The sequence below is a fragment of the Streptomyces viridifaciens genome (assembly GCF_001888885.2).
Classification (GTDB): domain Bacteria; phylum Actinomycetota; class Actinomycetes; order Streptomycetales; family Streptomycetaceae; genus Kitasatospora; species Kitasatospora aureofaciens.
Genome location: NZ_CP090841.1, coordinates 6,730,815 through 6,753,717 on the forward strand (window position 1 = coordinate 6,730,815; position 22,903 = coordinate 6,753,717).

Genomic DNA, 22,903 nt, shown 5'->3' on the forward strand with positions numbered 1-22,903 from the left:
TCGCGCCGACCTGCCGGGTACGTAACAAGCGTTGTGTACCGTATATCGAACGGGGACCGAAGAGAAGAGGCCGGTGCCGACGGTGCCCTGGTGCCGGGCCCGCCCGTGCCCCCGCTGAAAAGGTCGTCGATCAGCAGCCGCATGGTTGAGGGTGCGCACATAACGGGGCGGGCTTCGAGACCGCTCGAAGCCCGCCCCGAAAAGTGCAGTCCCTCAGCCGTCGTTGAGGGCGTAGTTGCGGAAGGTGGCCAGCAGGGGCAGGACTTCGGTCCTGGTCGGGTCCTCCGTGACGGCGCGCATGGCGTCGATGACCGTGTGGGCGATGATCTTGGTGACGGAGAGGTCGTCCGCCTCGGCGACCGTTCCCCAGGCCTTGAGGGTCTGGGTGAGCAGGGCGCTCATCCGGGCGCCGATGTTGGCGCTGACGGCGTCCGACAGCTCCGCGATCTCCTCGTCGCTCATGCTGGACCGCAGGCCGAAGGCCAGCGCCATCAGGGTGTCCATCGCGTGCTCGCCGTACGCGGCGACCAGCGCCGGCAGCGGCCGCTCGTCGGCCCCGCCCGCCGCAAGGGCGGACAGGGCCTCGTCGTCGTCCTTCCACGCCGCCTCGAGGGCGGCCAAGGCCCGCAGGGCCTCGTCCACGGTCAGCCCGTCTGTCATACCGGGAACGGTATTGAGCCGGTACCGCATCCCGCACGGTTTGGGCGCCGGGATCACACCTTCGGGGGACGCGGACCCGGTTCCGGCCGATGGACGTGTGCGAAGTGCTCCGCGTCCCAGGTGCCGCCCAGCTCAGGGGCCAGGGAAGCGAGGGCCACCTCGGTGAAGTCCTCCGCCGCGCCCGCCCGTTCCGGCAGGGCTCCGAGCAGCGGGGCACCGGCGGAGCGCGGCAGGTCGGCGAGGTTGCAGCGTTCGGCGAGGCCGGGGTCGGTCGGCCAGGAGCCGACCAGGACGCCGGCGAGCGGGAGTCCGCGGGCCGCGAGGGCCTCCGCCGTGAGCGCGACGATGTTCAGGGTGCCGAGCCCGGCGGAGGCGACCAGGAGCACCTCGGCCGGGAGGCCGGCGTCGAGGACGGCCCGGGCCTGGTCGGCGAGCGTACGGCCCTGGTCGTCGTAGCGGACCAGCAGGCCGCCCGCGCCTTCGACCAGGACCACGTCGTGGGTGGCGGCCAGGTCGGCGACTTCGGCTACCACCTCGGCGGGGGAGAGGTAGGGCAGGCCCGACCGCCGAGCGGCGGTGTCCGGCGCCAGCGGCTCCGGATAGCGCGCCAGCTCGCTGATCGTCAGGTCACCCGCCAGTCGGGCGACTTCGGCCGCATCGCCCGGCTCGCCGGGGGCCACGCCGGTCTGCCCGGGCTTGAGCACGGCGACCTTCCGCCCGGCCCGGAGCGCCGCCGAGGCGACGGCCGCCGTGGCGACGGTCTTGCCGACGTCCGTGTTGGTGCCCGTCACGAACAGGATGCGCGCGCTCATCCGGCCACCGCCGCGGCGGTCACGGCGGCAGCGATCCGTGCCACGTCCTCGTCCTGCGTCACGTAGGGGGGCATGGTGTAGACGAGGTCCCGGAACGGCCGCAGCCAGACGCCCTCGCGGGCCGCCGCCTCGGTCGCCGCCGGGACGTCCACCGGGTGGTCCAACTGCACCACGCCGATGGCGCCCCGGACCCGGACGTCACGAACACCCGGCACGTCCGAAGCCGCAGCCAGGCCCTCGGACAGCCCGGCCTCGATGCGCTTGACCTCCACCGCCCAGTCCTGCCCGAGCAGCAGGTCCAGCGAGGCGTTGGCGGCCGCGCAGGCCAGCGGGTTGCCCATGAAGGTCGGGCCGTGGGCCAGTACAGGCATCTCGCCGCGGCTGATCCCGTCGGCGATCTCGCCGGTGCACAGCGCGGCGGCGAGCGTCAGGTACCCGCCGGTGAGGGCCTTGCCCAGGCACATCACGTCGGGGGAGACGCCCGCGTGGTCGGCGGCGAACAGCGCGCCGCTGCGGCCGAAGCCGGTGGCGATCTCGTCGAAGACCAGCAGTACCCCGTACCGGTCGCAGAGTTCGCGCAGCATCCGCAGGTAGGCGGGGGAGTGGAACTGCATCCCGCCGGCGCCCTGGACCACCGGTTCGACGATGACGGCCGCCAGCTCGTCGGTGTGACGCTCCATCAACCCCTCGAAGAGCGACGCGTACTCGGGGTCGAGCGGGGCGTCGAAGCCGGCCGGGGGCTGGGGCGCGAAGAGCTGCCCGGGCAGCACCCCGCCCCACAGGTGGTGCATCCCGCCGTCGGGGTCGCAGACCGACATCGGGTGGAAGGTGTCGCCGTGGTACCCGCCGCGCCAGGTGAGCAGCCGGCGCTTCTCCGGCCGTCCGGTCGACTGCCAGTACTGCAGGCACATCTTCATGGCGACCTCGACCGCCACCGAGCCGGAGTCGGCGAGGAAGACGTGCTGCAGCGGCTCCGGGGTGATCTCCACCAGCCGGGCGGCCAACCGGACGGCGGGCTCGTGGGTGAGCCCGCCGAACATGACGTGGCTCATCCGCCCCAGCTGCTCGCGCACGGCCGCGTCCAGCACCGGGTGCCGGTAGCCGTGGATGGCCGCCCACCAGGAGGACATCCCGTCGACCAGCTCGCGCCGCCCGTCCGCGACGGGCTCGGCGAGGCGCAGCCGGACGCCCGAGGCGGATTCGACCACGTACGGGGTGACGGTGCCTGGCATGGGCCCGTACGGGTGCCAGACGTGCGCCCGGTCGAGGGCGAGCAGCGTGTCCGCGGACAGCTGGGGCATGGTGAGGTCTCTCCGAAGTGTTCCGACGGCGGGTGCCCAAGGGTGCCCAAGGGTGCCCGAGGGTGCCCAAGGGTGCCCAAGGGTGCCCAGGGGTGCCCGAGGGCGCCGAAGGGTCAGGCGTTGGGGGCGAGTTCGGTACCGGCGCCGCGGCGGCGGACCTTGACCAGGTCCTCGCGCAGCCCGTCGTCCGTACCCTCCGTGACCGGGGCGGCCTCGGGCGCCCCGTGCGAGTGCCCGCCGCACGGGCCGCAGCCGCCGCCGCTGCCGCAGGCCGAGGCCGCGCTGCCGCAGGAGCCCGCAGCGGCGGCCGCCTCGGCGACGTCGGCGCGGTGGCGCGGCAGGGTGGCCTCGCCGGCGCCCTCGACCTCGAAGCCCGCGTCCTTGATCATGTCGAGGTCGGCCTGGCCGGCCTGGCCCTCGCTGGTCAGGTAGTCGCCGAGGAAGATCGAGTTGGCGATGTGCAGGCCGAGCGGCTGCATCGAGCGCAGGTGCACCTCGCGGCCGCCGGCGATCCGCACCTCGGTGTCGGGGTTGACGAACCGGACCATCGCCAGGATGCGCAGGCAGCGCTGCGGGGTGAGGTTCCACTCCTTGGCGAGCGGGGTGCCCTCGAAGGGGATCAGGAAGTTGACCGGGACGGAGTCCGAGCCGAGCTCGCGCAGTGCGAACACCACGTCGACCAGGTCCTCGTCGGTCTCGCCCATGCCGGCGATCAGGCCGGAGCAGGCGGACAGCCCGGCACCGTGGGCCTTCTGCACGGTGTCGACCCGGTCCGCGTAGGTGTGGGTCTTGGTGATGGTCCCGTAGGTGTTCTCGGAGGTGTTGAGGTTGTGGTTGTAGGCGTCGGCACCGGCCGCCTTGAGCCGCTCGGCCTGGTTGTCGGAGAGCAGGCCGAGGCAGACGCAGATCTCGACCTCGGGGTCGGCGTCCTTGATGGCGGCCATGGTGTCGGTGACCCGGTCGATGTCACGGTCCGTCGGGCCGCGGCCGCTGGCGACCAGGCAGACCCGCTTGGCGCCGCCGGCCACCCCGGCGCGGGCGGCGTCGGCGGCCTGCTCCGGCTTGAGCCAGGTGTACTTGAGGATCTCGGCCTTGGAGCCCAGCCGCTGCGAGCAGTAGGAGCAGTCCTCGGGGCAGAGCCCGCTCTTGAGGTTCACCAGGTAGTTGAGCTTGACCCGGCGGCCGAACCAGCGGCGGCGCACCTTGCCGGCCGCGGCGACCACGTCGAGCAGCTCGTCGTCGGTGGTGGCGAGGACGGCGAGGGCCTCCTCGCGGGTCGGCACTTCGCCGCGCAGGCCCTTGGCGGTGAGGGTATCGAGCAGATCCATGGGCCGATCCTGCCTGCTGGCGTCGGAATGGCGCCAGAGCAAACCCACCAGAAGATCCCCGGAAGGATGTGCCGATTGCCACAGTGTCGAAGCTCACGGCGTCGGCGCTGGTCACGCGCTTGACGGGGGCCCGGGGGCGCGGTTACCGACGGGTAGTGAAACCGGCCCGCACAGGAAGATCGACAACCCCCCGACCCCGTGATCCGGGCCACGCGGGGGGTGCTTAGAATCTGCGCCATGACCACGCAGGGGGAGCGCACCCCGACTCCGGGAGAGGGCCAGGACGGCCAGGCAGGACAGCGGACCGGCGGGGGTCCCGACCCGATCGGGGAAGCCTCTGCAGGGGAGGCCGCAAGCCGGGAGACTGCGACCCGGGAGGCCTCGACCGGGGGCATGGGCCGCAATCGCGGCCGACGGCTGACCGGCCGCCGCGCGGTCGGCTGGGTCGTCATGGTCGGCGTGGTCGCGGCCGGCGGATGGATCATCACCCGCCCGACGCCCGGCGACTACATACCCGGCCTCGGCCCGTCCCAAAAGGACGCGGCCAGGACGCCCCCGGTGGTCGGCACCCCGCCGCCGCCCACCGACTCCGAGGGCCTCAACGCCGGCAGCCTCTTCCCCGCCCAACGGCTGGTCGAGGCCGCCGGGTACAAGGCCCGGCGCAACGGCATCCGGCAGGGTGAGAAGTGCGACGAGGTGCTCCAGGACGGTACCCAGGAGCTGCTCAAGGACAGCGGCTGCCAGGCCTACCTGATCGTCAGCTTCACCGGCGTCGACCACCCGGTGCGCAGCAGCGTCACCCTGCTGCGCTTCGCCGATCAGGCCGCCGCCGTAAGGGCCGCCGACACCCTGCGCGGCAAGCCCGGCGCGGTCGCCTTCATCCTCGCCGACACCAACTTCGCGCCCGCCCCGTCCGCCGGCAGCGCCAAGCCGGGCAGCGAGGCCCGGGTCGAGGCGGTCGGCCACTACGTGACCGTCACCAGCTCCCGCTCCGGCGACGCCCGCCCGGCCGACACCGCCTCCTCGAACCCGGCGCCGTCCACCCCGACGCCGACCGCCTCCGGCGGCGAGCCGAACCTGGACGAGGCCACCCGGGCGCTGTCCTACGCGGCGGGTCAGCCGTTTGTCTGGATGTGACAAACGCCAAGGGGTCCGGCGCGCTCGCGCCGGGCCCCTTTTGACGGTCGCTCAACCGCGATCCTGACGGTCCGTCAGCCGCCGAGCCGATCCACCGCGGTCACCCGCAGCACCGCCCGGCCCTCCTCGTCCGAGCCGTAGAGGTCGACCTCGGCGCTGATGCCCCAGTCATGGTCGCCCTCCGGGTCGTCGAAGATCTGCCGGACCTTCCAGGCGGAGTCCTCCTCCTCGATGATCAGCATCTTGGGGCCGCGCGCGTTCGGGCCGGTGCCCAGGTCGTCGTACTCGTCCCAGTAGCCGTCCATCGCGTCCGCCCAGCGGTCCGCGTCCCAGCCGTACTCGCCGTCCAGCTCGCCGAGTTCGTCCCAGTGCTCCAGGGCGCACAGTTCGACCCGGCGGAACATCTCGTTGCGCACCAGCACCCGGAAGGCCCGGGCGTTGGCGGTGACCGGCGCCGGCTTGTCGTCCAGGGTCACCTCGGCGGTGGCGGCCTCGGTCGGGTTGGCCAGCTGCTCCCACTCGTCCAGCAGGCTGGAGTCGACCTGGCGGACCAGCTCGCCGAGCCAGGCGATGACGTCCTTCAGGTCGTCGGTCTTCACGTCCTCGGGGACGGTCTGCTCCAGCGCCTTGTACGCCCCGGCCAGGTAGCGCAGCACGATGCCCTCGGTGCGGGCCAGTTCGTAGAAGCCGACGTAGTCCGAGAAGGTCATCGCCCGCTCGTACAGGTCGCGCACCACGGACTTGGGCTGGAGCTGGTGGTCGCCGATCCACGGGTGCGCCCGGCGGTACACCTCGTACGCGTGGGTGAGCAGCTCCTCCAGCGGCTTCGGGTAGGTGATCTCCTGGAGCCGCTCCATCCGCTCCTCGTACTCGATGCCGTCCCGCTTCATCTCGCCGACGGCCTCGCCGCGCGCCTTGTTCTGCTGGGCGGCGAGGATCTGGCGCGGGTCGTCGAGGGTCGCCTCGACCACCGAGATCACGTCCATCGCGTAGGACGGCGAGGTCGGGTCGAGCAGCTCGAAGGAGGCCAGCGCGAAGGTGGACAGCGGCTGGTTGAGGGCGAAGTTCTCCTGGAGGTCCAGGGTGAGGCGGACGATCCGGCCCTCGGCGTCCGGCTCCGGCAGCCGTTCCACCACGCCGCCCTCCAGCAGTGAGCGGTAGATGGCGATCGCGGTGCGGATGTGCCGGCGCTGGGCGGCCTTGTCCTCGTGGTTGTCGGTGAGCAGCTTGCGCATCGCCTCGAAGGCGTTGCCCGGGCGGCCGATCACCGACAGCAGCATCGCGTGACTCACCTTGAACCGGGAGACCAGCGGCTCCGGGTCGGCGGCGATCAGCTTGTCGAAGGTCTCCTCGGTCCAGCCGACGAAGCCCTCCGGCGCCTTCTTCCGGACCACCTTGCGCTTCTTCTTCGGGTCGTCCCCGGCCTTGGCGATCGCCTTGTCGTTCTCGATCACGTGCTCCGGCGCCTGGGCGACCACCTGGCCGACGGTGTCGAAGCCCGCCCGGCCGGCCCGCCCGGCGATCTGGTGGAACTCGCGGGCGCGCAGGATGCGCACGCGCTGCCCGTCGTACTTCGACAGGGCGGTGAACAGCACCGTGCGGATCGGCACGTTGACGCCGACGCCCAGCGTGTCGGTCCCGCAGATCACCTTCAACAGGCCCGCCTGAGCGAGGCGTTCGACCAGCCGGCGGTACTTCGGCAGCATGCCCGCGTGGTGCACGCCGATGCCGTGACGGACGAAACGGGACAGGTTGCGGCCGAACTTGGTGGTGAAGCGGAAGCCGCCGATCAGATCGGCGATGGCCTCCTTCTCCGCCTTCGAGCACATGTTGATGCTCATCAGCGACTGCGCCCGCTCCACCGCCTCCTTCTGGGTGAAGTGCACGACGTAGACCGGCGCCTGGCCGGTCTGCAGCAGCTCCTCCAGGGTGTCGTGCATGGTGGTGCGCCGGTACTCGTAGAACAGCGGCACCGGGCGGGTCGCGTTGCGCACCACGGTCGTGGGGCGGCCGGTTCGCCGGGTCAGGTCCTCCTCGAAGCGGCGGACGTCGCCGAGGGTCGCCGACATCAGCAGGAACTGCGCCTGCGGCAGCTCCAGCAGCGGGATCTGCCAGGCCCAGCCGCGGTCCGGCTCCGCGTAGAAGTGGAACTCGTCCATCACCACCTGGCCGATGTCCGCCCGCGCACCGTCCCGCAGCGCGATCTGCGCCAGCACCTCGGCCGTGCAGCAGATGATCGGCGCGGTCGGGTTGACGCTCGCGTCGCCGGTCATCATGCCGACCTGCTCGGTGCCGAACATCTTCACCAGGTCGAAGAACTTCTCCGACACCAGCGCCTTGATCGGCGCCGTGTAGAACGTCCGCTGCCCCTCCGCCAGCGCCGCGAAGTGCGCACCCGCCGCCACCAGGGACTTCCCCGAGCCGGTCGGCGTCGCCAGGATCACGTTGTTCCCCGAGACCAGCTCGATCAGCGCCTCCTCCTGCGCCGGGTACAGCGTGATCCCGCGCTCCTCCGCCCAGGCTGCGAACGTCTCGTACAGCGCGTCGGGAGTGGCGGGCTTCGGCATCAGATCAAGGAGGGTCACCCGGCTATCTTGCCTGCTCGCCGCCACCCCGGGCAAAGCCTCCGAGCGGCCGGCGGCCGGGCCCCGGTTGTCACGACCGGCCAGTGGGCCGCGCCGATCATGTGCCGAGTGGCACATTGATCCCCGTTCGCGGGGCGTGCCAGAGTGCCGGACATGACCCTCCCCCTCACCCCCGCACCGCACACCGCCGCCGGGCGCGCCCCGGCGCACGTCTTCGACTGGCTCGACGAGGCCGCCGAGCTGCGCGCCGACGCCGGGCTGACCCGCAGGCTGCGCAGCCGTGGGGCGGAGGATCCGGTGCTGGACCTGGCCGGGAACGACTACCTGGGGCTCACCCGGCACCCGGTGGTGACCCGCGCGGCGGGGGAGGCGGCGCTGCGGTGGGGCGGCGGGGCGACGGGCTCCCGGCTGGTCACCGGGACGACCGCGCTGCACACCGAACTGGAGCAGGAGCTGGCCGAGTTCTGCGGGGCGGAGGCCGCGCTGGTGTTCTCCTCCGGGTACACCGCCAACCTCGCCGCGCTCACCGCGCTGACCGACCCGGACACGTTGATCGTCTCCGACGCCTACAACCACGCCTCGCTGATCGACGGCTGCCGGCTCGCCCGGGCCGACGTCCACCGGGCCCCGCACAGCGACCCTGCGGCCGTCGCCGAGATCCTCGCCGGGCGGGCGCAGCGGCGGGCACTGGTGGTCACCGACTCGGTGTTCTCGGTGGACGGGGACGCGGCGCCGCTGCGCGGACTGTCCAAGGCGGTACGGGCGCACGGCGCCGCGCTGCTGGTGGACGACGCGCACGGGCTGGGCGTGCTCGGCCCCGGCGGCCGCGGCGCACTGGCAGCGGCAGGGCTCGCCGGGCAGCCGGACACCGTCGCCACCGTCACGCTGTCCAAATCCCTCGGCTCGCAGGGCGGCGCCGTGCTCGGCCCCCGCCGGGTGATCCGCCACCTCACCGAGACCGCCCGCACCTTCATCTTCGACACCGGCCTCGCCCCGGCCGCCGCCGGAGCCGCCCTCGCCGCCCTGCGCCTGCTGCGCGCCGAACCCCAGCGCGCCGACCGGGCCCGCGAGGTCGCCCGCACCCTCGCCGCCCGCCTCACCGCCGCCGGCCTGCACGCCTGCGAACCGGACGCGGCCGTGGTCTCCGTCCGCGCCCCGGGCCCCGAGGCCGCCGTCACCTGGGCCGCCGACTGCCTCCGCGCCGGCCTCGCCGTCGGCTGCTTCCGCCCCCCGTCCGTCCCGGACGGCATCTCCCGGCTGCGGCTGACCGCCCGCGGCGACCTCACCGACACCCAGATCACGGACGCCGTCCGCACCATCGCCAACCTCGCCCCGGCGGGGGCGATTTCAGTGGATCGCACCGGTACCGATCAGTAGGATGCGGGATCGTTCGGGGGGTACCGAGCGGTGCACGGGGGCGTAGTTCCGGTCGAAATGGTCGTGCGCAGGTGCCCGCGGGACTTCGGCAGTTTCGCTCCGTCGATGGGACTTCGCACATGAACCGCGTCTTTCGCCACTCGTTCCTACCCACGCTCGGCGCTGCCGTGCTGGTTGCCGTGAGCGCCCCGGTGGCGAGTGCGGACTCCTTCCCGCCCGGCTTCCCCAACGGCATCCCCCCGAAGACGGCGATGCTGCGCAACGCTCACAGCGGCAAGTGCCTGGAAGTGGCGGACTGGCGCACGGACGCGGGCGCGCCCGTGCGCCAATGGGACTGCCATAGTGGGGCCAACCAGGTGTGGGACTTCGCCTCCGGGATTCCGGGTGCGTTCGTCAACCGGAACAGCGGTCTCTGCCTGGAGATCGCCGACTGGCGCACGGATGGTGGGGCGCCTGCCCGTCAGTGGGACTGCACCCGCGGAATGAATCAGAGTTGGTCGTGGAGCCGGAACAGCCCGACCGAGGGCTGGCTGATCACCAACGGCAACAGCGCGAAGGTGCTGGAGATACCGGGGTGGGACACCGCGAACGGCGCGAACGCGACCCAGTGGGCACTCAACGGCGGGAACAACCAACGGTGGCTGACGATCGAGCGCTGATCAGGGCCCGGGACCACGACGTCGGCGCCGACCGCGTCCTGGTGCGCTGAGGTCGAGGATCCCTACGGCTGTCCCACCACCAGCAGGGCCTCCGCGCCGATCGGGCGGTAGCCGGCGGCCTGGAAGGCGCGGACGCTGGGGGCGTTTCCGGGGGCCTGCTGGGCCCAGACGGTCCCGCCGGAAGGCGTGAGGTGGCGGGCGGCGACGGCCAGCGCGCGGCCGAGGCCGCGGCCCTGGGCGTGCGGGTCGACCTCGACGGCGGCCTCCCAGCGGCCCGCCACGCCGCGGCCGAGGATCAGTACGCCGCCGTCGGTCTCGTACACCCGGACGTCCTCGCGGTAGCGCAAGGCCCGTACCACGCGGGGGTGTTCGCGATCCTCGACCGGGGTGAGCGGCAGCGGCGGGGCGCCGGGGAGGCGGTCGGCGACGGTGAGCAGGTCGATGTTGTTGACGGTCCGCCCGGTGCGCTCGGCGAAGGCGGTCAGGAAGGGCGGGCAGAGCGGCGCGGACAGCGGGTCGCCGGGGGTGGCGGCGAGCGTCTCGCGCACCCAGTCCGGGTCCTCGTCGGTGAACACCACCGCGTGGGCGGCGAGGGCCAGCACCCCGGCCTCGCGCGGCGCAGGCTGGGGCACCACGGTGACCGCCCCGTCCGGCGGCGGGAACGCTCCGCCCGCCGCGTCGGCCAGGATCTCCGCCAGCCCCCGCACGCCCATGCCCGTCCCTTCCGGAGAAGACTCGTCCCGCTCAGTTGATCACCATGGGCGGCGATACGCCAGCAGGTACCGCCAGAACAGCAGTCGGCGCACCCGGAATCCCGGCAGGTGCCGCTCCGCGTACGCCCGGATCTCGGGGAGCGAGGTCTGCGGCATCGTGACCGGGGCCCGCACCCGGGACGGTGGGGCGCCGCGCTCGCGCAGGTGGACGGCGAGCCGGCACAGCGCGTTGACCGGCACCGCCGTCAGGCTGATCAGCCGGTCCCCGGGCGTGGTCTCCCGGTAGCAGCCGAGCACGACCAGCACCCCGCCGGGCGCCAGGGCTTCGCGCAGCCGGGCGAGGGTGTCGAGCGGCAGGTGGTGGAGACTGGCCAGGCAGGAGATGAAGTCGTAGTGGCCGGGCGTCAGTTGGAGCGCGGTGAGGTCCGCCTGCCGGTACCGGATCGGCGCCGGCCCGCCGCTCGCCCGGGCGGCGGCGAGCACGGATTCGTCGCGGTCGACGGCGTCCACTTCGAGGCCCCGCCGGGCGAGCGCCCGGGCGAAGGCGCCGGTGCCGCAGCCGACGTCCAGGGCGCGGCGGGCGTCGGGCGGCACGGACCGCAGCAGCAACGGGTGGTAGTGGTCGTTGTGGTCGAAAGGCATCCGGTCAGATTAGGGGCCGGGCTTCTTGCGGGCCCGGCTCGGCTGGACCCGGGTGGGTTCGCCCGCGGCCTTCGGGTGGTCGGGCGGGTACGGGAGTTCGCCGAGGCCCTCGTCGTGCAGCTGCTTCTCGTACAGCTCCAGCACGCTGTCCAGCCGGTACGCGTGGCCGTCCATCTCCGCGTTGAGGTCGCCGAGTTCGGCGAAGCGGGCGGGTACCGTCCGCAGGTCGAAGTCCTCGGGGGCGGCGTCGTCCAGCTCCTCCCAGCGCAGCGGGGTGGAGGCGGTGGCGCGGGGGCGGGCGCGCAGGGAGTAGGCGGAGGCGATGGTGCGGTCGCGGGCCATCTGGTTGTAGTCGACGAAGATCCGTTCGCCGCGTTCCTCCTTCCACCAGGCGGTGGTGACCTTCCCGGGCAGCCGCTGTTCCAGCAGCCGGCCGAGGGCGATCACGGCGTGCCGGCCGTCGGTGAAGGTCCACTCGGGCACGAGCGGGACGTAGACGTGAAGGCCGCGCCCGCCGGAGGACTTGGGCCAGCCGCGCAGTCCGTGCTCCTCCAGCAGGGCGCGCAGTTCGTGTGCGGCACGGACGGCGTCGCGGAAGTCGGTGCCGGGCTGGGGGTCGAGGTCGATGCGCAGCTCGTCGACGTGGTCGGTGTCGGTGCGCCGGACCGGCCAGGGGTGGAAGGTGAGGCAGCCCAGGTTGGCGGCCCACAGCACGGCGGCCGGTTCGGTGGGGCAGATCTCGTCGGCGGAGCGGCCGCTGGGGAACTCGATCCGGGCGGTGGGCAGCCAGTCCGGCAGGCCCTTGGGGGCGCGTTTCTGGTAGAAGAACTCGCCGTCGACCCCCTCGGGAAAGCGCTGGAGGGTGGTGGGCCGGTCCCGCAGTCCGCGCAGCACCCCGTCGGCGACGGCCAGGTAGTACTGCGCGACGTCGAGCTTGGTGAAGCCGCGCTCGGGGTAGTACACCTTGTCCGGGTTCGACAGCCGGACGGTGCGCCCGGCGACTTCCAGTTCGACGGCTGAGCCCATGCCCCTCACGGTAAGGGCGCGGCGCCCGGCGCGCGCCCCGAGCCGCTTGGCGCGAGGCTGGCCCCATGGACCTGCCCGTGATGCCGCCGGTGGCGCCGATGCTCGCCAAGTCGGTGGCCAAGATCCCGCCGGGGATGCAGTACGAGGCCAAGTGGGACGGCTTCCGCACGATCGTCTTCCGCGACGGCGACGAGGTGGAGCTCGGCAGCCGCACCGGCAAACCGCTGACCAGGTACTTCCCCGAACTGGTGGAGGCCTTCCGGCGGGAGCTGCCGCCGCGCTGCGTGCTGGACGGCGAGGTGGTGATCGCCCGGGACGGGCGGCTGCGCTTCGAGGAGCTGCTGGAGCGGATCCACCCGGCCGCGAGCCGGGTGAGGCTGCTCGCCGAGCGGACGCCCGCCTCCTTCGTCGCCTTCGACCTGCTCGCCCTGGGTGACGACCCGCTCGTCGACGAGCCCCTCTCGGTGCGCCGCCCGGCCCTGGAGGCGGCGCTGCGCGGGGCGGCCGACCCGGTGTTCACCGCCCCCGCCTCCACCGACCGCGAAGTCGCGCAGAGCTGGTTCGCCGAGTTCGAGGGTGCCGGGCTGGACGGGGTGGTGGCCAAGCCGCTGGACCAGCCGTACCGGCCGGGGGAGCGGACCATGTACAAGATCAAGCACGAGCGCACGGCCGACTGCGTGGTGGCCGGCTACCGCGAGCACAAGAGCGGGCCGGTGGTCGGCTCGCTGCTGCTCGGCATCTACGACGAGCAGGGCAAGCTCCAGCACGTCGGCGTCTGCGCGGCCTTCCCGATGGCCCGCCGCCGCCAGCTGGTCGAGGAACTGGCCCCGCTCCGGATGGACGACCTGGCCCAACACCCTTGGGGCGCCTGGGCGGAGGAGGCCGCGCACGCCGAGGGCCGGCTGCCGGGGGCGGTCAGCCGCTGGACCGGCGGCAAGGACCTGTCCTGGATCGCGCTGCGCCCCGAGCGGGTGATCGAGGTGGCCTACGACCACATGGAGGGCAGCCGTTTCCGGCACACCGCGCAGTTCCGCCGCTGGCGGCCGGACCGCACGCCGGAGAGCTGCACCTACGAGCAGTTGGAGGAGCCGGTCTCGTACGATCTCGGCCAGGTGTTGGGGATCTGACGTAAAGTCAGTGCGAGCGGCCCGCCCCGGGTGAGCCGGGTCGGGCCGCTCGACCGCGGGAGCCGGGGATCAGGTCCGGACGGTCGAGGCCGTGTTGGTGGGCAGCGACGCGCTCGGGGAGCCGGAGGGCGAGCCCGAGGGCGCACCGGAAGGCGAGCCCGAGGGTGAACCGGAAGGCGAGCCCGAGGGTGAACCGGAGGCCGAGCCGGGGGCCGACGGTGAGGCGGTCTCCGCGGGCAGCGCGTAGACGTGCTTCGGCGAGATGATCTTGGTGATCTCGTTCGCGAACAGCGTCGACGGTTCCTGCCCCTGGGAGAGCACGTCGGTGTTGAGCAGCATCACCAGGGTGGCCTGAGCGTCCGGCATGTAGACCGCCACGCTCTCGTAGCCCGGCATCGAGCCGTTGTGGCCGATCCACCCGTTGTTGTTGAACAGGCCGAAGCCGTAGCTGACGTTCGGGGCGTCGGTCGGCAGGGTCTTCATGCGCTCGGTCTGGCTGGCCGGGCTGATGACGGAGCCGGTGGCCACGGTCTTCGCCCAGCTCTCCAGGTCGCCCAGGGTGGTGATGACGGCGCCGGCCGTCCACGCCCAGGACGGGTTCCAGCCGGTGGCGTCCTGGACCGACCCGTCGGGCGTCTGGTTGGTGTAGCCGTGGGCGTGCGGGTCGGGCAGCGTCGCGTCGGTGGGGAAGCTCGTCTTGCCCAGCGAGGCCGGGCTGAACACCTGGGCCTGGAGGAAGTCGCCGGCCGACTGCCCGCCGACCTGCTCGATCAGCTTGCCCAACAGGATGTAGTTGCTGTTGCTGTACTGGAACTTGGACCCGGGCGGGAACACCGCGGGGTGCCTGTACCCGTAGGCGAGCAACTCGTCCGGGGTGAAAACGTGGTTGGGGTCGTTGATGAACGCGTTCACGAAGTCCTGGTCGGAGGTGTACGGGAACAGGCCGCTGCGCATCTCGCCCAGCTGGCGGACGGTGATCCCGTCGCCGCCGGGCACGCCGTCCACGTACTTGGAGATCGGGTCGTCCAGGCCGACCTTGCCCTGGTCCACCAGGCGCAGCACCGCGGTCGCGGTGTAGGTCTTGCTCTCGCTGCCGATGCGGCTGTACATCCCCGGATCCATCGGCGTGTTGGCGCTCTTGTCGGCGACGCCGAAGGACTTCTGGTAGGTGCCGCTCGGCGTGATGATGCCGACCGAGACGCCGGGGACGCCCGTCTGCTTCTGCACCCGCTGGATCGCGTCGTCCAGCCGGCCGGTGACGGCGGGGGTCAGCGCCACCACCGCGTTGGAGGAGGCGCTGCCCGAGGGGGAACCGCCCGAGCCGGCGGTGCCCCCGGACGGGCCGAGCGCGGCCGGTTCGGCGGTGACCTCCCGGCCGCCCTGCCGGGCGGGTTTCGAGTCGCCGGAGCAGCCGGCGGCGGCGAGCAGGCCGGTCAGAGCGAGGGCGGCGGCGGCCGCGCGGCCGGCGGTGCGGGTGGCGGCCATGCGAGTGGCGGCGGTGCGGGACTCGGCCGGGCGGGGCCGTCGGGTCTTGGTCATGTGTCGAGGCGCCTCTCTGGGGCGAAGGGCCCCGGAGCGCCTGCTCCACGGGCCGCAGGGGAGCGTCGCCACCGTAAGCACCGCGCTCGGGGGTCCGCGCGCCGGTGGCGGCCCGGCTGGCCCGAACGGGCCCGAGCCCCATCCGAGTGGCCGGTCCCGCCTGCGGTGCGATGTCAAGTACCGGGGCGCGACGTCCGGTTGGTGTCGCCGACGGCTCCCCGCGCTCGGCCGGACGGGTGAGCACCGGCATGCCGCAGCCGCCCCCGCCCCCAGCTCGGGCACGATCGTTTAGCCCAGCTGTGGCCGCCCTTAAGAATTCCTCGATGGACCGCACCCCCTCCCACCAGGCAGATTTCTGCCTGCCGGAGCGTGCCCGTCAGGAGCGGCCGAACCGCGCCCCTCGGCCCACACCCCGAGGCCGTCCCCGCCCCGCACGTCAGGAGCCGTCGCCCGTGAAGGCACTCGTCAAGCACAACGCCGAGCCCGGGCTCTGGCTGATGGACGTCCCCAAGCCGGAGATCGGCCCCGGTGAGGTGCTGATCAAGGTGCTGCGGACCGGCATCTGCGGCACCGACCTGCACATCCGCAAGTGGGACGGCTGGGCGCAGCAGACCATCAGGACCCCGCTGGTCCTCGGCCACGAGTTCGTCGGCGAGGTCGCCGAGATCGGCGCCGGCGTCGCGGACATCGCGATCGGCGACCTGGTCAGCGGCGAGGGCCACCTGGTCTGCGGCAAGTGCCGCAACTGCCTGGCCGGCCGCCGCCACCTGTGCCGCAACACCATCGGCCTGGGCGTCAACCGCGACGGCGCCTTCGCCGAGTACGTGGCGCTGCCCGCCTCCAACGTCTGGGTGCACCGGGTGCCGGTCGACCTCGACGTGGCCGCGATCTTCGACCCCTTCGGCAACGCCGTGCACACCGCGCTGTCCTTCCCGCTGGTCGGCGAGGACGTGCTGGTCACCGGCGCCGGCCCGATCGGCATCATGGCCGCCGCCGTCGCCAAGCACGCCGGCGCCCGCAGCGTGATGATCACCGACGTGTCCCCGTACCGCCTCGACCTGGCCCGCGAGGTCGGCGTGACGCTGGCGCTCAACGTCGCCGAGCACACCATCGAGGAGGGCCAGCAGAAGCTGGGCCTGCGCGAGGGCTTCGACGTCGGCCTGGAGATGTCCGGTCGCCCCGAGGCGATGCAGTCGATGATCGCCAACATGACCCACGGCGGGAAGATCGCCATGCTGGGCCTGCCGGCCGAGCAGTTCCCGGTCGACTGGGCCTCGGTCGTCACCTCGATGATCACCATCAAGGGCATCTACGGCCGCGAGATGTTCGAGACCTGGTACGCGATGTCCGTGCTGCTGGAGGGCGGCCTGGACCTCAGCCCGGTGATCACCGGCCGCTACGCCGCCACCGACTTCGAGGCGGCCTTCGACGACGCCGCGAGCGGCAACTGCGGCAAGATCATCCTCGACTGGACCGCCTGAGCACCCCGCTGACGCCAAAGGAGCCTGTTGTGTTCGACAACGTGCGCGCCGACATCGCCGCCACCCTCGACGAGATCCGCGAGGCCGGCCTCTTCAAGCCGGAGCGGGTCATCGGCACCCCGCAGAGCGCCGCGGTCACCGTCACGGGCGGCGGCCGTCCGGGCGAGGTGCTGAACTTCTGCGCCAACAACTACCTCGGCCTGGCCGACCACCCCGAGGTGCTCGCCGCGGCCAAGGACGCGCTGGACCGCTGGGGCTACGGGATGGCCTCGGTCCGGTTCATCTGCGGCACCCAGGACGTGCACAAGGAGCTGGAGGACCGCCTCTCGGCCTTCCTCGGCCAGGAGGACACCATCCTCTACTCCTCGTGCTTCGACGCCAACGGCGGCGTCTTCGAGACCGTCCTCGGCGCTGAGGACGCCGTCATCTCCGACGCGCTCAACCACGCCAGCATCATCGACGGCATCCGGCTCAGCAAGGCCCGCCGCCACCGCTACGCCAACCGCGACATGGCCGACCTCGAGCAGCAGCTCAAGGAGACCCAGGACGCCCGCCGCCGACTGATCGTCACCGACGGCGTCTTCTCGATGGACGGCTACGTCGCCCCGCTGCGCGAGATCTGCGACCTGGCCGACCGCTACGACGCCATGGTCATGGTCGACGACTCGCACGCCGTCGGCTTCGTCGGCGCGGGCGGCCGCGGCACCCCGGAACTCCACGGCGTGATGGACCGGGTGGACATCATCACCGGCACCCTGGGCAAGGCGCTCGGCGGCGCCTCCGGCGGCTACGTCGCCGCCCGCCGTGAGATCGTCGCCCTGCTGCGCCAGCGCTCCCGCCCGTACCTGTTCTCCAACTCGCTGGCCCCGGTGATCGCGGCCGCCTCGCTGAAGGTGCTCGACCTGGTCGAGAACTCCAACGAGCTGCGCGAGAAGCTGACGGCCAACACCGCGCTGTTCCGTACGAAGATGACCGAGGCCGGGTTCGAGATCCTGCCGGGCGACCACCCGATCGCCCCGGTGATGATCGGCGACGCGGCGAAGGCGGGCCGACTGGCCGAACTCCTGCTGGAGCGCGGCGTGTACGTGATCGGCTTCTCCTACCCGGTCGTCCCGCACGGCCAGGCCCGGATCCGGGTGCAGCTCTCCGCCGCGCACTCCACCGAGGACGTCGAGCGCGCCGTCGCCGCCTTCGTGGACGCCCGCGCCGCGCTGGGCGACTGACCTCCCGCTGAGGGGGTCCCCAGACCGCCCGCGGGCCGGACCGCTCGGAACCGGACCGGCCCGCGGGCTCACAAGTGCGTTGCGACAGTGGCGAATCGATTCACCACTGCCGCACGGCTCCAGAACCACCTGCCCCACCCTCCCGCTTCGGGGGTGGGACGCCGGCCCGCGCCGGTGTCCCACCCCCGTTCGCGGTTCCCGGTGGCGTCACCGTCGCCACCCGACGTTACCGGCCAGTAATTTGGCTGATCATCACCTCCCCCGCGCTGACGGAAGATCTTAGGCTCGCCGTGATCACATCGAGTGAAACAAGGGAGCAGAGTGTGATGGCACGACCCCGCCGGACCAGCCGACACCGGGCAGTGAGCGCCCTCCTCGTCGCGGCGCTCGGGCTCGGCGCAGGGGCGGTGGCGGCCCCCTCCGCCGTCGCGGCCCAACCCGCCGCCGGGGCGCCCGCGTTCGGTGCCGCTGCGTCGGCGCTCGACGGCTTCCGGCTGGCCGACATCACCGCCGGGGACGGAGTCGTCCTCAAGGCCGACGTGTTCACCCCGCCCGCCGGGACGCCGGGCGCGGACGCCCAGGGGCGCTACCCGGTGGTGGTGCAGCCGGCGAGCTGGGGGCAGAACGACCTGGAGTACGTCGCCCAGGGCCACCGCTTCGCCGCCGCCGGGTACGTCGTCGTGACGTACACCGTGCGCGGGTTCTGGGGCTCGGGCGGGGAGGTGGACGTCGCCGGGCCCAAGGACGTCGCCGACATCTCGACGGTGATCGACTGGGCGCTCGCCCACACCCCGGCGGATCCCGACCGGGTCGGCATGGTCGGGTTGTCGCTCGGCGGCGGCCTCACCCTCCTCGGCGCCGCGTTCGACGCGCGGATCAAGGCCGTCGCCTCGCTGAGCGGCTGGGCGGACCTGACCGACGCGCTGTACAGCGGGCAGACCCGGCACACCCAGGCCGCCACCAGGCTGGCCACGATCGAGGGCCTGACCGGCCGCAAGAGCCCGGAGTTCGCGACCGCCCTGGACGACCTGTTCGCCGACCGCGACCTGCCCGAGGTGGTCAAGTGGGCGAACGTCCGCTCACCGGCCACCTACCTGGACCGGATCAACGCCCACGGCACCGCCGTCTACCTCGCCAACGGCTGGAGCGACAGCTTCTTCAACCCCGGGCAGATGACGGACTTCTACCGGAAGCTCACCGTCCCCAAGCGACTCGAACTGCGCCCGGGAGACCACGCGAGCCAGGAGTTCACCGGCCTGCTCGGCTTCTCCAACGACACCTGGGACGGCGCCCGCGCGTGGCTCGACCACTACCTCAAGGGCGCCGGGGGCAGCCGGACCGGAGTCGACCTGGAGGTCCGCCCGACCGGCGCCCACGAGGCGTACCCGGACTGGAGCTCCGTCGGCTCCCGCACCGAGCAGCTGTCCTTCGGCGAGACGTCCACCGTGCGCGGCGACCGGTCCTCCGGCGCGAGCGGCGGCGTCGTCCTGCTCTCCGGCCTGGTCGACCAGTGGCTGCACCAGCCGCCGACCGCCCTGGTGCCCCTGCTGGACCGCGACGCCGCGGCCGTCCGGCAGGCGGGGCCGTACCGGCAGGGCCTCCCCGTGCGCGGAGCCGTCCGGGTGCGGACCACCGTCACCGCCTCCGCGCCGCAGGGCACGGCCGTCGCGTACCTCTACGACACGGACGCCTTCGGCGTCGGCCGGCTGATCGCGCACGCCCCGCAGAGCTGGAGCGGACGCCCGGCGGGGCAGCCCTTCCCGCTGGACGTCACGCTGTTCCCCACCGCGTACGACCTCCCGGCCGGCCACCGGCTCACGCTGGTGCTCGGCACCCACGACGAGCTGTACGGCGGCGAGACGCCGAAGGGCAGCACGGTGACCTTCGGTCCGGCGGAGGTCTCGCTGCCGGTTCGCTGAGGTCCTGGTTCGGGAAGCGGCAGTCGTCCTGGCCCCGGTCGCGCCGGGGCCGGTGGTCAACAGCTGAGATGAATCCGGTCGGAAAATACGTCAACAGTCGTATGCGGCGTCCGGTGCGGGCGCCGCCGAGCGGTCCCGGGAAACCCGGCGGGAGGGGGCGGGTGGCGGCCCGGCACCCGCGCCGGGCGGGTCACAGCCGGCGCAGGAACACGTCCAGGTAGGTGCTGTTGTCACCCGGCACCAGGTTGGCGTCCTCCGCGGTGAAGACGACGGTGTCGCCGGTGGCGTCGACGTACGGGCTGTCGGAGCCGCCGGTGCTCTGCGAGCCGTCCTGGGCGGCGGTGACCCGCTCGACCCGCCCGGTGCGCAGGTCGCGGCGGAACACGTCGTTCTGCTGGTTGGTGTCGCCGGGCACCAGGTTGTCGGCGCCGGAGTCGAAGTAGACCCAGCGGCCGTCCGCGGTCACGGCGGGGTCGTAGGCGCCCTCGGTGGTCGTGGTGCCGGGCAGGAAGGTGTTGATCCGGGTGATCGTGCCGGTGGCCAGCTCACGGGCGTACAGGTCCATCCGGATGCCGTGGCTGCCGGGCCGGCCGGCGCCGTAGACCGGCAGGCCGTAGAGGGCGAACCGGCCGTCGGGGCTGATCCGGGCGTCGCCGCCGGCGCCGCTCAGCTCGCCCGTGGTGCCGTCCACGCTGGCGCCGGTGATTCTGCCGGTGTCGGCCTTCCAGACGTAGTACGGGTAGAACCGCGGGCCGGCCAGCAGCTCCGCGGTGCCCGCACCCGCCGTCGTGGTGGTCGCCGCGGGCTGTTGCGGGACGAGGTTGCTCGCCCGGGAGGTGAACCCGACGGTGGCGCCGGTTCGGTCCCGAGCCAAGCGCCGTCCGAGCGCGACGGTCAACGGCCCGAAGCGATCTCCGCCCGAAATACGCCACGGGTGGTACCACCGCTCTGCGACCCACCCGAACGGGTCAGCCGCGGCACGCTGGCAGAATTGGGCTGTGATCGACGCACGACGGCTGCGGACCCTCCGGGCCGTGGCGGACCACCGCACCGTGACCGCCGCGGCGGCCGCCCTCTACCTGACCCCCTCCGCGGTCTCCCAGCAGCTGGCCGCCCTGGAGCAGGAGACCGGCCACCACCTGCTGGCCCGGGAGGGCCGGGGCGTGCGGCTGACCGCCGCCGGGGAGATCCTGCTCGGCCACGCCGACGCGGTGCTCGCCCAGCTGGAGCGGGCCGAGGCCGACCTCGCCGCGTACAGCGCGGGCGTCGCGGGCGAGGTCACCGTCGCCTCCTTCGCCACCGGCATCTCGCACGTGCTGGCCCCCGCGATCGGGCTGCTCGCCGGCCGGGCGCCGGGCGTACGGCTCAAGGTGCTGGACGCCGAGGGCGACGCCAGCCTGCCGATGGTGCTGGACGGCCGGGCCGACCTCGCGGTGGCCGTCGAGTACCGGGGCGCCCCGCGCGCCGACGACGCCCGGCTCACCCGGGTCCCGCTGTACGCGGAGCCCTTTGAGGCCGTCCTGCCGCTGGCCCACCCGCTGGCCGCCGAGTCGGGCCCGCTCGCGGTGGCCGCGCTGGCCGACGAGCCGTGGATCGGCCCCTACCCTGGCAACCCCTGCCACGACGTGGTCCTGCTGGCCTGCGAGCACGCCGGCTTCCAGCCGCGCCTGCTGCACTCCTCGGACGACTTCCGCGCCGTCGTCGCCCTGGCCTCGGCCGGTTCGGGCGTCGCCCTGGTGCCGCGTTCGGCGCTGCGCGGGGTCGACCTGGCCCGGGTCTCGGTTCGCCCGGTGGACAGCGAACTGGCCACCCGCCGGGTCTTCGCCGCCGTGCGCGCCGGTGCCGACGGGCACCCGCTGATCCGCCCGGTCCTGGACTCCCTCGCCGAGGCGGCCGCCTCGGGGGCCTGAGCCCACCCGACGAACGGCTACCTTCAGGGTGCGGAGCGCAGCCATGCGATCGCCGACCGCGCGTACCGGTAGGCCCGGAAGACGGCGTTCTGGGCCCCGCTGGAGGATTCGAGGCCGACGCCCTCACCGAACGAGCCGAAGTGGGGGACGACGTACTCCCAGACCACCTCGCCTCCGGCGGTGACCTCGAAGATCCGGCCGAACGAGCCCTCGGCGATCAGGGTGTTGCCGTTGGGCGGTCGCTGGGCGCTGGACGTGTACGGGCTGTAGAAGTTCTGCGGCGGGTCGTCGCGGTACTCCCAGACGGCCGCCCGGCTGGCGCGGTCGACCTCGACCACCCGCGAGTACGGCACCGAAGTCCCCTGCCGGTAGGAGCCGTTGTCGAAGACGAGGATGGTGCCGTTGGCGAGTTCGTGCGGGTAGTGCTGCTGGGCGAGGACGTCGGGGCCGAGCCGCCAGGTCACGTCACCGGTCTCCCGGTCGATGATTACCGCCGTCGAGGCGCTGCGGAAGCCCACCATGACGGAACCGTCGGCGAGTTCGTCCTGGTCGCCTTCCGGCCCGGACTGATCTCGCCCACCCTGGCCGCCCAGATGGCCGCCACCTACCAGCGGGCCACCGGCGGCCGGCTCCTGCTGAACGTGGTGACCGGCGGCGACGCCGACGAACAGGCCCGCTTCGGGGACCACCTGGACCACGACAGCCGCTACGCCCGGACCGACGAGTTCCTCGCCGTGGTCCGCGGCGCCTGGTCCGGAACCCCGTACGACTTCGACGGTGCCCACTACCGGGTGACCGGTGCGCACGTGCCGGTGCCGCCGGCTCCCACGGTCCCGGTCTTCTTCGGCGGCTCCTCCGCGGCCGCCGGACCGGTGGCCGCCCGGCACACCGACGTCTACCTGACCTGGGGCGAACCGCCGGCCCAGGTCAAGCAGAAGATCGACTGGATCCGGGGACTCGCCGAGGCCGAGGGACGGGAGATCCGCTTCGGCGTCCGGCTGAACACCATCTCCCGCGACTCCTCCCGGCACGCCTGGCAGGAGGCCGAACGGCTCCTGGACGGCATCGGCGACGCCGAGGTGGCACACGCCCAACGCCTGCTCGGCCGCAGAGAGTCGGTGGGCCAGCAGCGGATGCTGGCGCTCCACCAGGGATCGCGGGACAAGCTGGAGATCCACCCCAACCTGTGGGCCGGCGTCGGCCTGGTCCGCGGCGGGGCGGGCACCGCCCTGGTCGGCAGCCACGAGGAGGTCGCCGACCGGATCGAGGAGTACCACGCCATCGGCATCGACCACTTCGTCCTCTCCGGGTACCCGCACCTGGAGGAGGCCTACTGGTTCGGCGAAGGCGTCCGGCCCGTGCTCCTGGCCCGCGGCCTGGTCGCCCCGCCGCCGGGTGCCCGTACCCCGGGCGGCATCCCGCCGGCCGCCGGCGGCAGGTGAGGGGCGCACGGCAGCCGGTGCA

General features: G+C 73.0%; 20 protein-coding genes. 9 read left to right on the forward strand and 11 right to left on the reverse strand.

The features are described from left to right. Positions 1-213: 213 nt before the first annotated feature. The 4 genes from BOQ63_RS37265 to bioB form a co-directional block, all read right to left on the reverse strand. Positions 214-660, reverse strand: coding sequence for a hypothetical protein (locus tag BOQ63_RS37265; RefSeq protein WP_030550734.1), 447 nt, complete (start codon positions 658-660; stop codon positions 214-216). 53 nt (positions 661-713) lie between these two features. Further along, positions 714-1,472, reverse strand: coding sequence for a dethiobiotin synthase (gene bioD, locus BOQ63_RS37270; protein ID WP_072655748.1), 759 nt, complete (start codon positions 1,470-1,472; stop codon positions 714-716). After that, positions 1,469-2,773 (reverse strand): adenosylmethionine--8-amino-7-oxononanoate transaminase, encoded by a 1,305-nt coding sequence (locus BOQ63_RS37275; protein ID WP_150476272.1) that lies wholly within the window; start codon positions 2,771-2,773, stop codon positions 1,469-1,471. The genes bioD and BOQ63_RS37275 overlap by 4 nt, the downstream gene beginning before the upstream one ends. 113 nt (positions 2,774-2,886) lie before the next feature. Further along, a complete protein-coding gene (bioB, locus tag BOQ63_RS37280) occupies positions 2,887-4,101 on the reverse strand; it encodes a biotin synthase BioB (protein ID WP_030278891.1) in 1,215 nt (404 codons plus the stop codon). A 237-nt stretch (positions 4,102-4,338) separates the two neighbouring features. Here bioB and BOQ63_RS37285 point away from each other — a divergent pair, with 237 nt between their 5' ends. Beyond that, positions 4,339-5,238: a hypothetical protein gene (locus BOQ63_RS37285; RefSeq protein ID WP_141763743.1), complete on the forward strand. Its 900-nt coding sequence runs from the start codon at positions 4,339-4,341 to the stop codon at positions 5,236-5,238. 74 nt (positions 5,239-5,312) lie between these two features. On the opposite strand, the gene BOQ63_RS37290 is transcribed toward BOQ63_RS37285, so the two are convergent. Beyond that, positions 5,313-7,805 carry a DEAD/DEAH box helicase gene (locus tag BOQ63_RS37290; RefSeq protein WP_370863267.1) on the reverse strand — a complete coding sequence of 831 codons (2,493 nt, stop codon included), beginning with the start codon at positions 7,803-7,805 and terminating at the stop codon, positions 5,313-5,315. Between the two features lie 171 nt (positions 7,806-7,976). On the opposite strand from BOQ63_RS37290, the gene BOQ63_RS37295 reads away from it, so the two are divergent. After that, complete coding sequence (locus BOQ63_RS37295) at positions 7,977-9,200, forward strand: 8-amino-7-oxononanoate synthase (RefSeq protein ID WP_030278886.1); 1,224 nt, start codon at positions 7,977-7,979, stop codon at positions 9,198-9,200. A 119-nt stretch (positions 9,201-9,319) separates the two neighbouring features. Beyond that, positions 9,320-9,859 carry an RICIN domain-containing protein gene (locus BOQ63_RS37300; protein ID WP_072655750.1) on the forward strand — a complete coding sequence of 180 codons (540 nt, stop codon included), beginning with the start codon at positions 9,320-9,322 and terminating at the stop codon, positions 9,857-9,859. A gap of 62 nt (positions 9,860-9,921) precedes the next feature. Here the strand turns inward: BOQ63_RS37300 and BOQ63_RS37305 are convergent, their stop codons facing one another. Genes BOQ63_RS37305 through ligD form a run of 3 tightly spaced genes read right to left on the reverse strand, consistent with a single transcriptional unit; the run spans position 9,922 to position 12,240 of the window. Beyond that, positions 9,922-10,572, reverse strand: coding sequence for a GNAT family N-acetyltransferase (locus BOQ63_RS37305; protein WP_072655751.1), 651 nt, complete (start codon positions 10,570-10,572; stop codon positions 9,922-9,924). A gap of 39 nt (positions 10,573-10,611) precedes the next feature. Continuing rightward, positions 10,612-11,214 (reverse strand): class I SAM-dependent methyltransferase, encoded by a 603-nt coding sequence (locus tag BOQ63_RS37310; protein ID WP_030550722.1) that lies wholly within the window; start codon positions 11,212-11,214, stop codon positions 10,612-10,614. A gap of 9 nt (positions 11,215-11,223) precedes the next feature. Further along, positions 11,224-12,240 carry a non-homologous end-joining DNA ligase gene (ligD, locus tag BOQ63_RS37315; protein ID WP_030278881.1) on the reverse strand — a complete coding sequence of 339 codons (1,017 nt, stop codon included), beginning with the start codon at positions 12,238-12,240 and terminating at the stop codon, positions 11,224-11,226. Positions 12,241-12,305: 65 nt separating this feature from the next. On the opposite strand from ligD, the gene BOQ63_RS37320 reads away from it, so the two are divergent. Beyond that, positions 12,306-13,367: an ATP-dependent DNA ligase gene (locus BOQ63_RS37320; RefSeq protein WP_030278879.1), complete on the forward strand. Its 1,062-nt coding sequence runs from the start codon at positions 12,306-12,308 to the stop codon at positions 13,365-13,367. A 69-nt stretch (positions 13,368-13,436) separates the two neighbouring features. Here the strand turns inward: BOQ63_RS37320 and BOQ63_RS37325 are convergent, their stop codons facing one another. Continuing rightward, positions 13,437-14,906 (reverse strand): serine hydrolase domain-containing protein, encoded by a 1,470-nt coding sequence (locus BOQ63_RS37325; protein ID WP_051746562.1) that lies wholly within the window; start codon positions 14,904-14,906, stop codon positions 13,437-13,439. 452 nt (positions 14,907-15,358) lie between these two features. Here BOQ63_RS37325 and tdh point away from each other — a divergent pair, with 452 nt between their 5' ends. From tdh to BOQ63_RS37340, 3 genes are all read left to right on the forward strand, one after another. Beyond that, positions 15,359-16,387: an L-threonine 3-dehydrogenase gene (gene tdh, locus BOQ63_RS37330; protein ID WP_030278875.1), complete on the forward strand. Its 1,029-nt coding sequence runs from the start codon at positions 15,359-15,361 to the stop codon at positions 16,385-16,387. A gap of 29 nt (positions 16,388-16,416) precedes the next feature. Then, positions 16,417-17,610: a glycine C-acetyltransferase gene (locus tag BOQ63_RS37335; protein ID WP_030278873.1), complete on the forward strand. Its 1,194-nt coding sequence runs from the start codon at positions 16,417-16,419 to the stop codon at positions 17,608-17,610. Positions 17,611-17,936: 326 nt separating this feature from the next. Beyond that, positions 17,937-19,529, forward strand: a complete 1,593-nt coding sequence (locus tag BOQ63_RS37340) for a CocE/NonD family hydrolase (protein WP_072655753.1) — start codon at positions 17,937-17,939, stop codon at positions 19,527-19,529. A gap of 190 nt (positions 19,530-19,719) precedes the next feature. Here the strand turns inward: BOQ63_RS37340 and BOQ63_RS37345 are convergent, their stop codons facing one another. Beyond that, complete coding sequence (locus tag BOQ63_RS37345; protein WP_143174846.1) at positions 19,720-20,403, reverse strand: TolB family protein; 684 nt, start codon at positions 20,401-20,403, stop codon at positions 19,720-19,722. A 124-nt stretch (positions 20,404-20,527) separates the two neighbouring features. Here BOQ63_RS37345 and BOQ63_RS37350 point away from each other — a divergent pair, with 124 nt between their 5' ends. Beyond that, on the forward strand, positions 20,528-21,439 hold the full coding sequence (locus BOQ63_RS37350; protein ID WP_030278864.1) for a LysR family transcriptional regulator: 912 nt from the start codon (positions 20,528-20,530) through the stop codon (positions 21,437-21,439). A gap of 23 nt (positions 21,440-21,462) precedes the next feature. On the opposite strand, the gene BOQ63_RS37355 is transcribed toward BOQ63_RS37350, so the two are convergent. Then, entirely contained in the window at positions 21,463-21,960 is a 498-nt protein-coding gene (locus BOQ63_RS37355; protein WP_107488593.1) for an aryl-sulfate sulfotransferase, read from the reverse strand. Here BOQ63_RS37355 and BOQ63_RS37360 point away from each other — a divergent pair. Then, positions 21,853-22,881: an LLM class flavin-dependent oxidoreductase gene (locus tag BOQ63_RS37360; RefSeq protein ID WP_107488594.1), complete on the forward strand. Its 1,029-nt coding sequence runs from the start codon at positions 21,853-21,855 to the stop codon at positions 22,879-22,881. The genes BOQ63_RS37355 and BOQ63_RS37360 overlap by 108 nt on opposite strands. Positions 22,882-22,903: the final 22 nt, after the last annotated feature.

Bases quoted from the DNA above. Each gene is read 5' to 3' on its own strand.
- BOQ63_RS37265 (WP_030550734.1), bottom strand. From the start codon at position 660: ATGACAGACGGGCTGACCGTGGACGAGGCCCTGCGGGCCTTGGCCGCC.
- bioD (WP_072655748.1), bottom strand. From the start codon at position 1,472: ATGAGCGCGCGCATCCTGTTCGTGACGGGCACCAACACGGACGTCGGC.
- BOQ63_RS37275 (WP_150476272.1), bottom strand. From the start codon at position 2,773: ATGCCCCAGCTGTCCGCGGACACGCTGCTCGCCCTCGACCGGGCGCAC.
- bioB (WP_030278891.1), bottom strand. From the start codon at position 4,101: ATGGATCTGCTCGATACCCTCACCGCCAAGGGCCTGCGCGGCGAAGTG.
- BOQ63_RS37285 (WP_141763743.1), top strand. From the start codon at position 4,339: ATGACCACGCAGGGGGAGCGCACCCCGACTCCGGGAGAGGGCCAGGAC.
- BOQ63_RS37290 (WP_370863267.1), bottom strand. From the start codon at position 7,805: ATGCCGAAGCCCGCCACTCCCGACGCGCTGTACGAGACGTTCGCAGCC.
- BOQ63_RS37295 (WP_030278886.1), top strand. From the start codon at position 7,977: ATGACCCTCCCCCTCACCCCCGCACCGCACACCGCCGCCGGGCGCGCC.
- BOQ63_RS37300 (WP_072655750.1), top strand. From the start codon at position 9,320: ATGAACCGCGTCTTTCGCCACTCGTTCCTACCCACGCTCGGCGCTGCC.
- BOQ63_RS37305 (WP_072655751.1), bottom strand. From the start codon at position 10,572: ATGGGCGTGCGGGGGCTGGCGGAGATCCTGGCCGACGCGGCGGGCGGA.
- BOQ63_RS37310 (WP_030550722.1), bottom strand. From the start codon at position 11,214: ATGCCTTTCGACCACAACGACCACTACCACCCGTTGCTGCTGCGGTCC.
- ligD (WP_030278881.1), bottom strand. From the start codon at position 12,240: ATGGGCTCAGCCGTCGAACTGGAAGTCGCCGGGCGCACCGTCCGGCTG.
- BOQ63_RS37320 (WP_030278879.1), top strand. From the start codon at position 12,306: ATGGACCTGCCCGTGATGCCGCCGGTGGCGCCGATGCTCGCCAAGTCG.
- BOQ63_RS37325 (WP_051746562.1), bottom strand. From the start codon at position 14,906: ATGACCAAGACCCGACGGCCCCGCCCGGCCGAGTCCCGCACCGCCGCC.
- BOQ63_RS37340 (WP_072655753.1), top strand. From the start codon at position 17,937: ATGGCACGACCCCGCCGGACCAGCCGACACCGGGCAGTGAGCGCCCTC.
- BOQ63_RS37355 (WP_107488593.1), bottom strand. From the start codon at position 21,960: ATGGTGGGCTTCCGCAGCGCCTCGACGGCGGTAATCATCGACCGGGAG.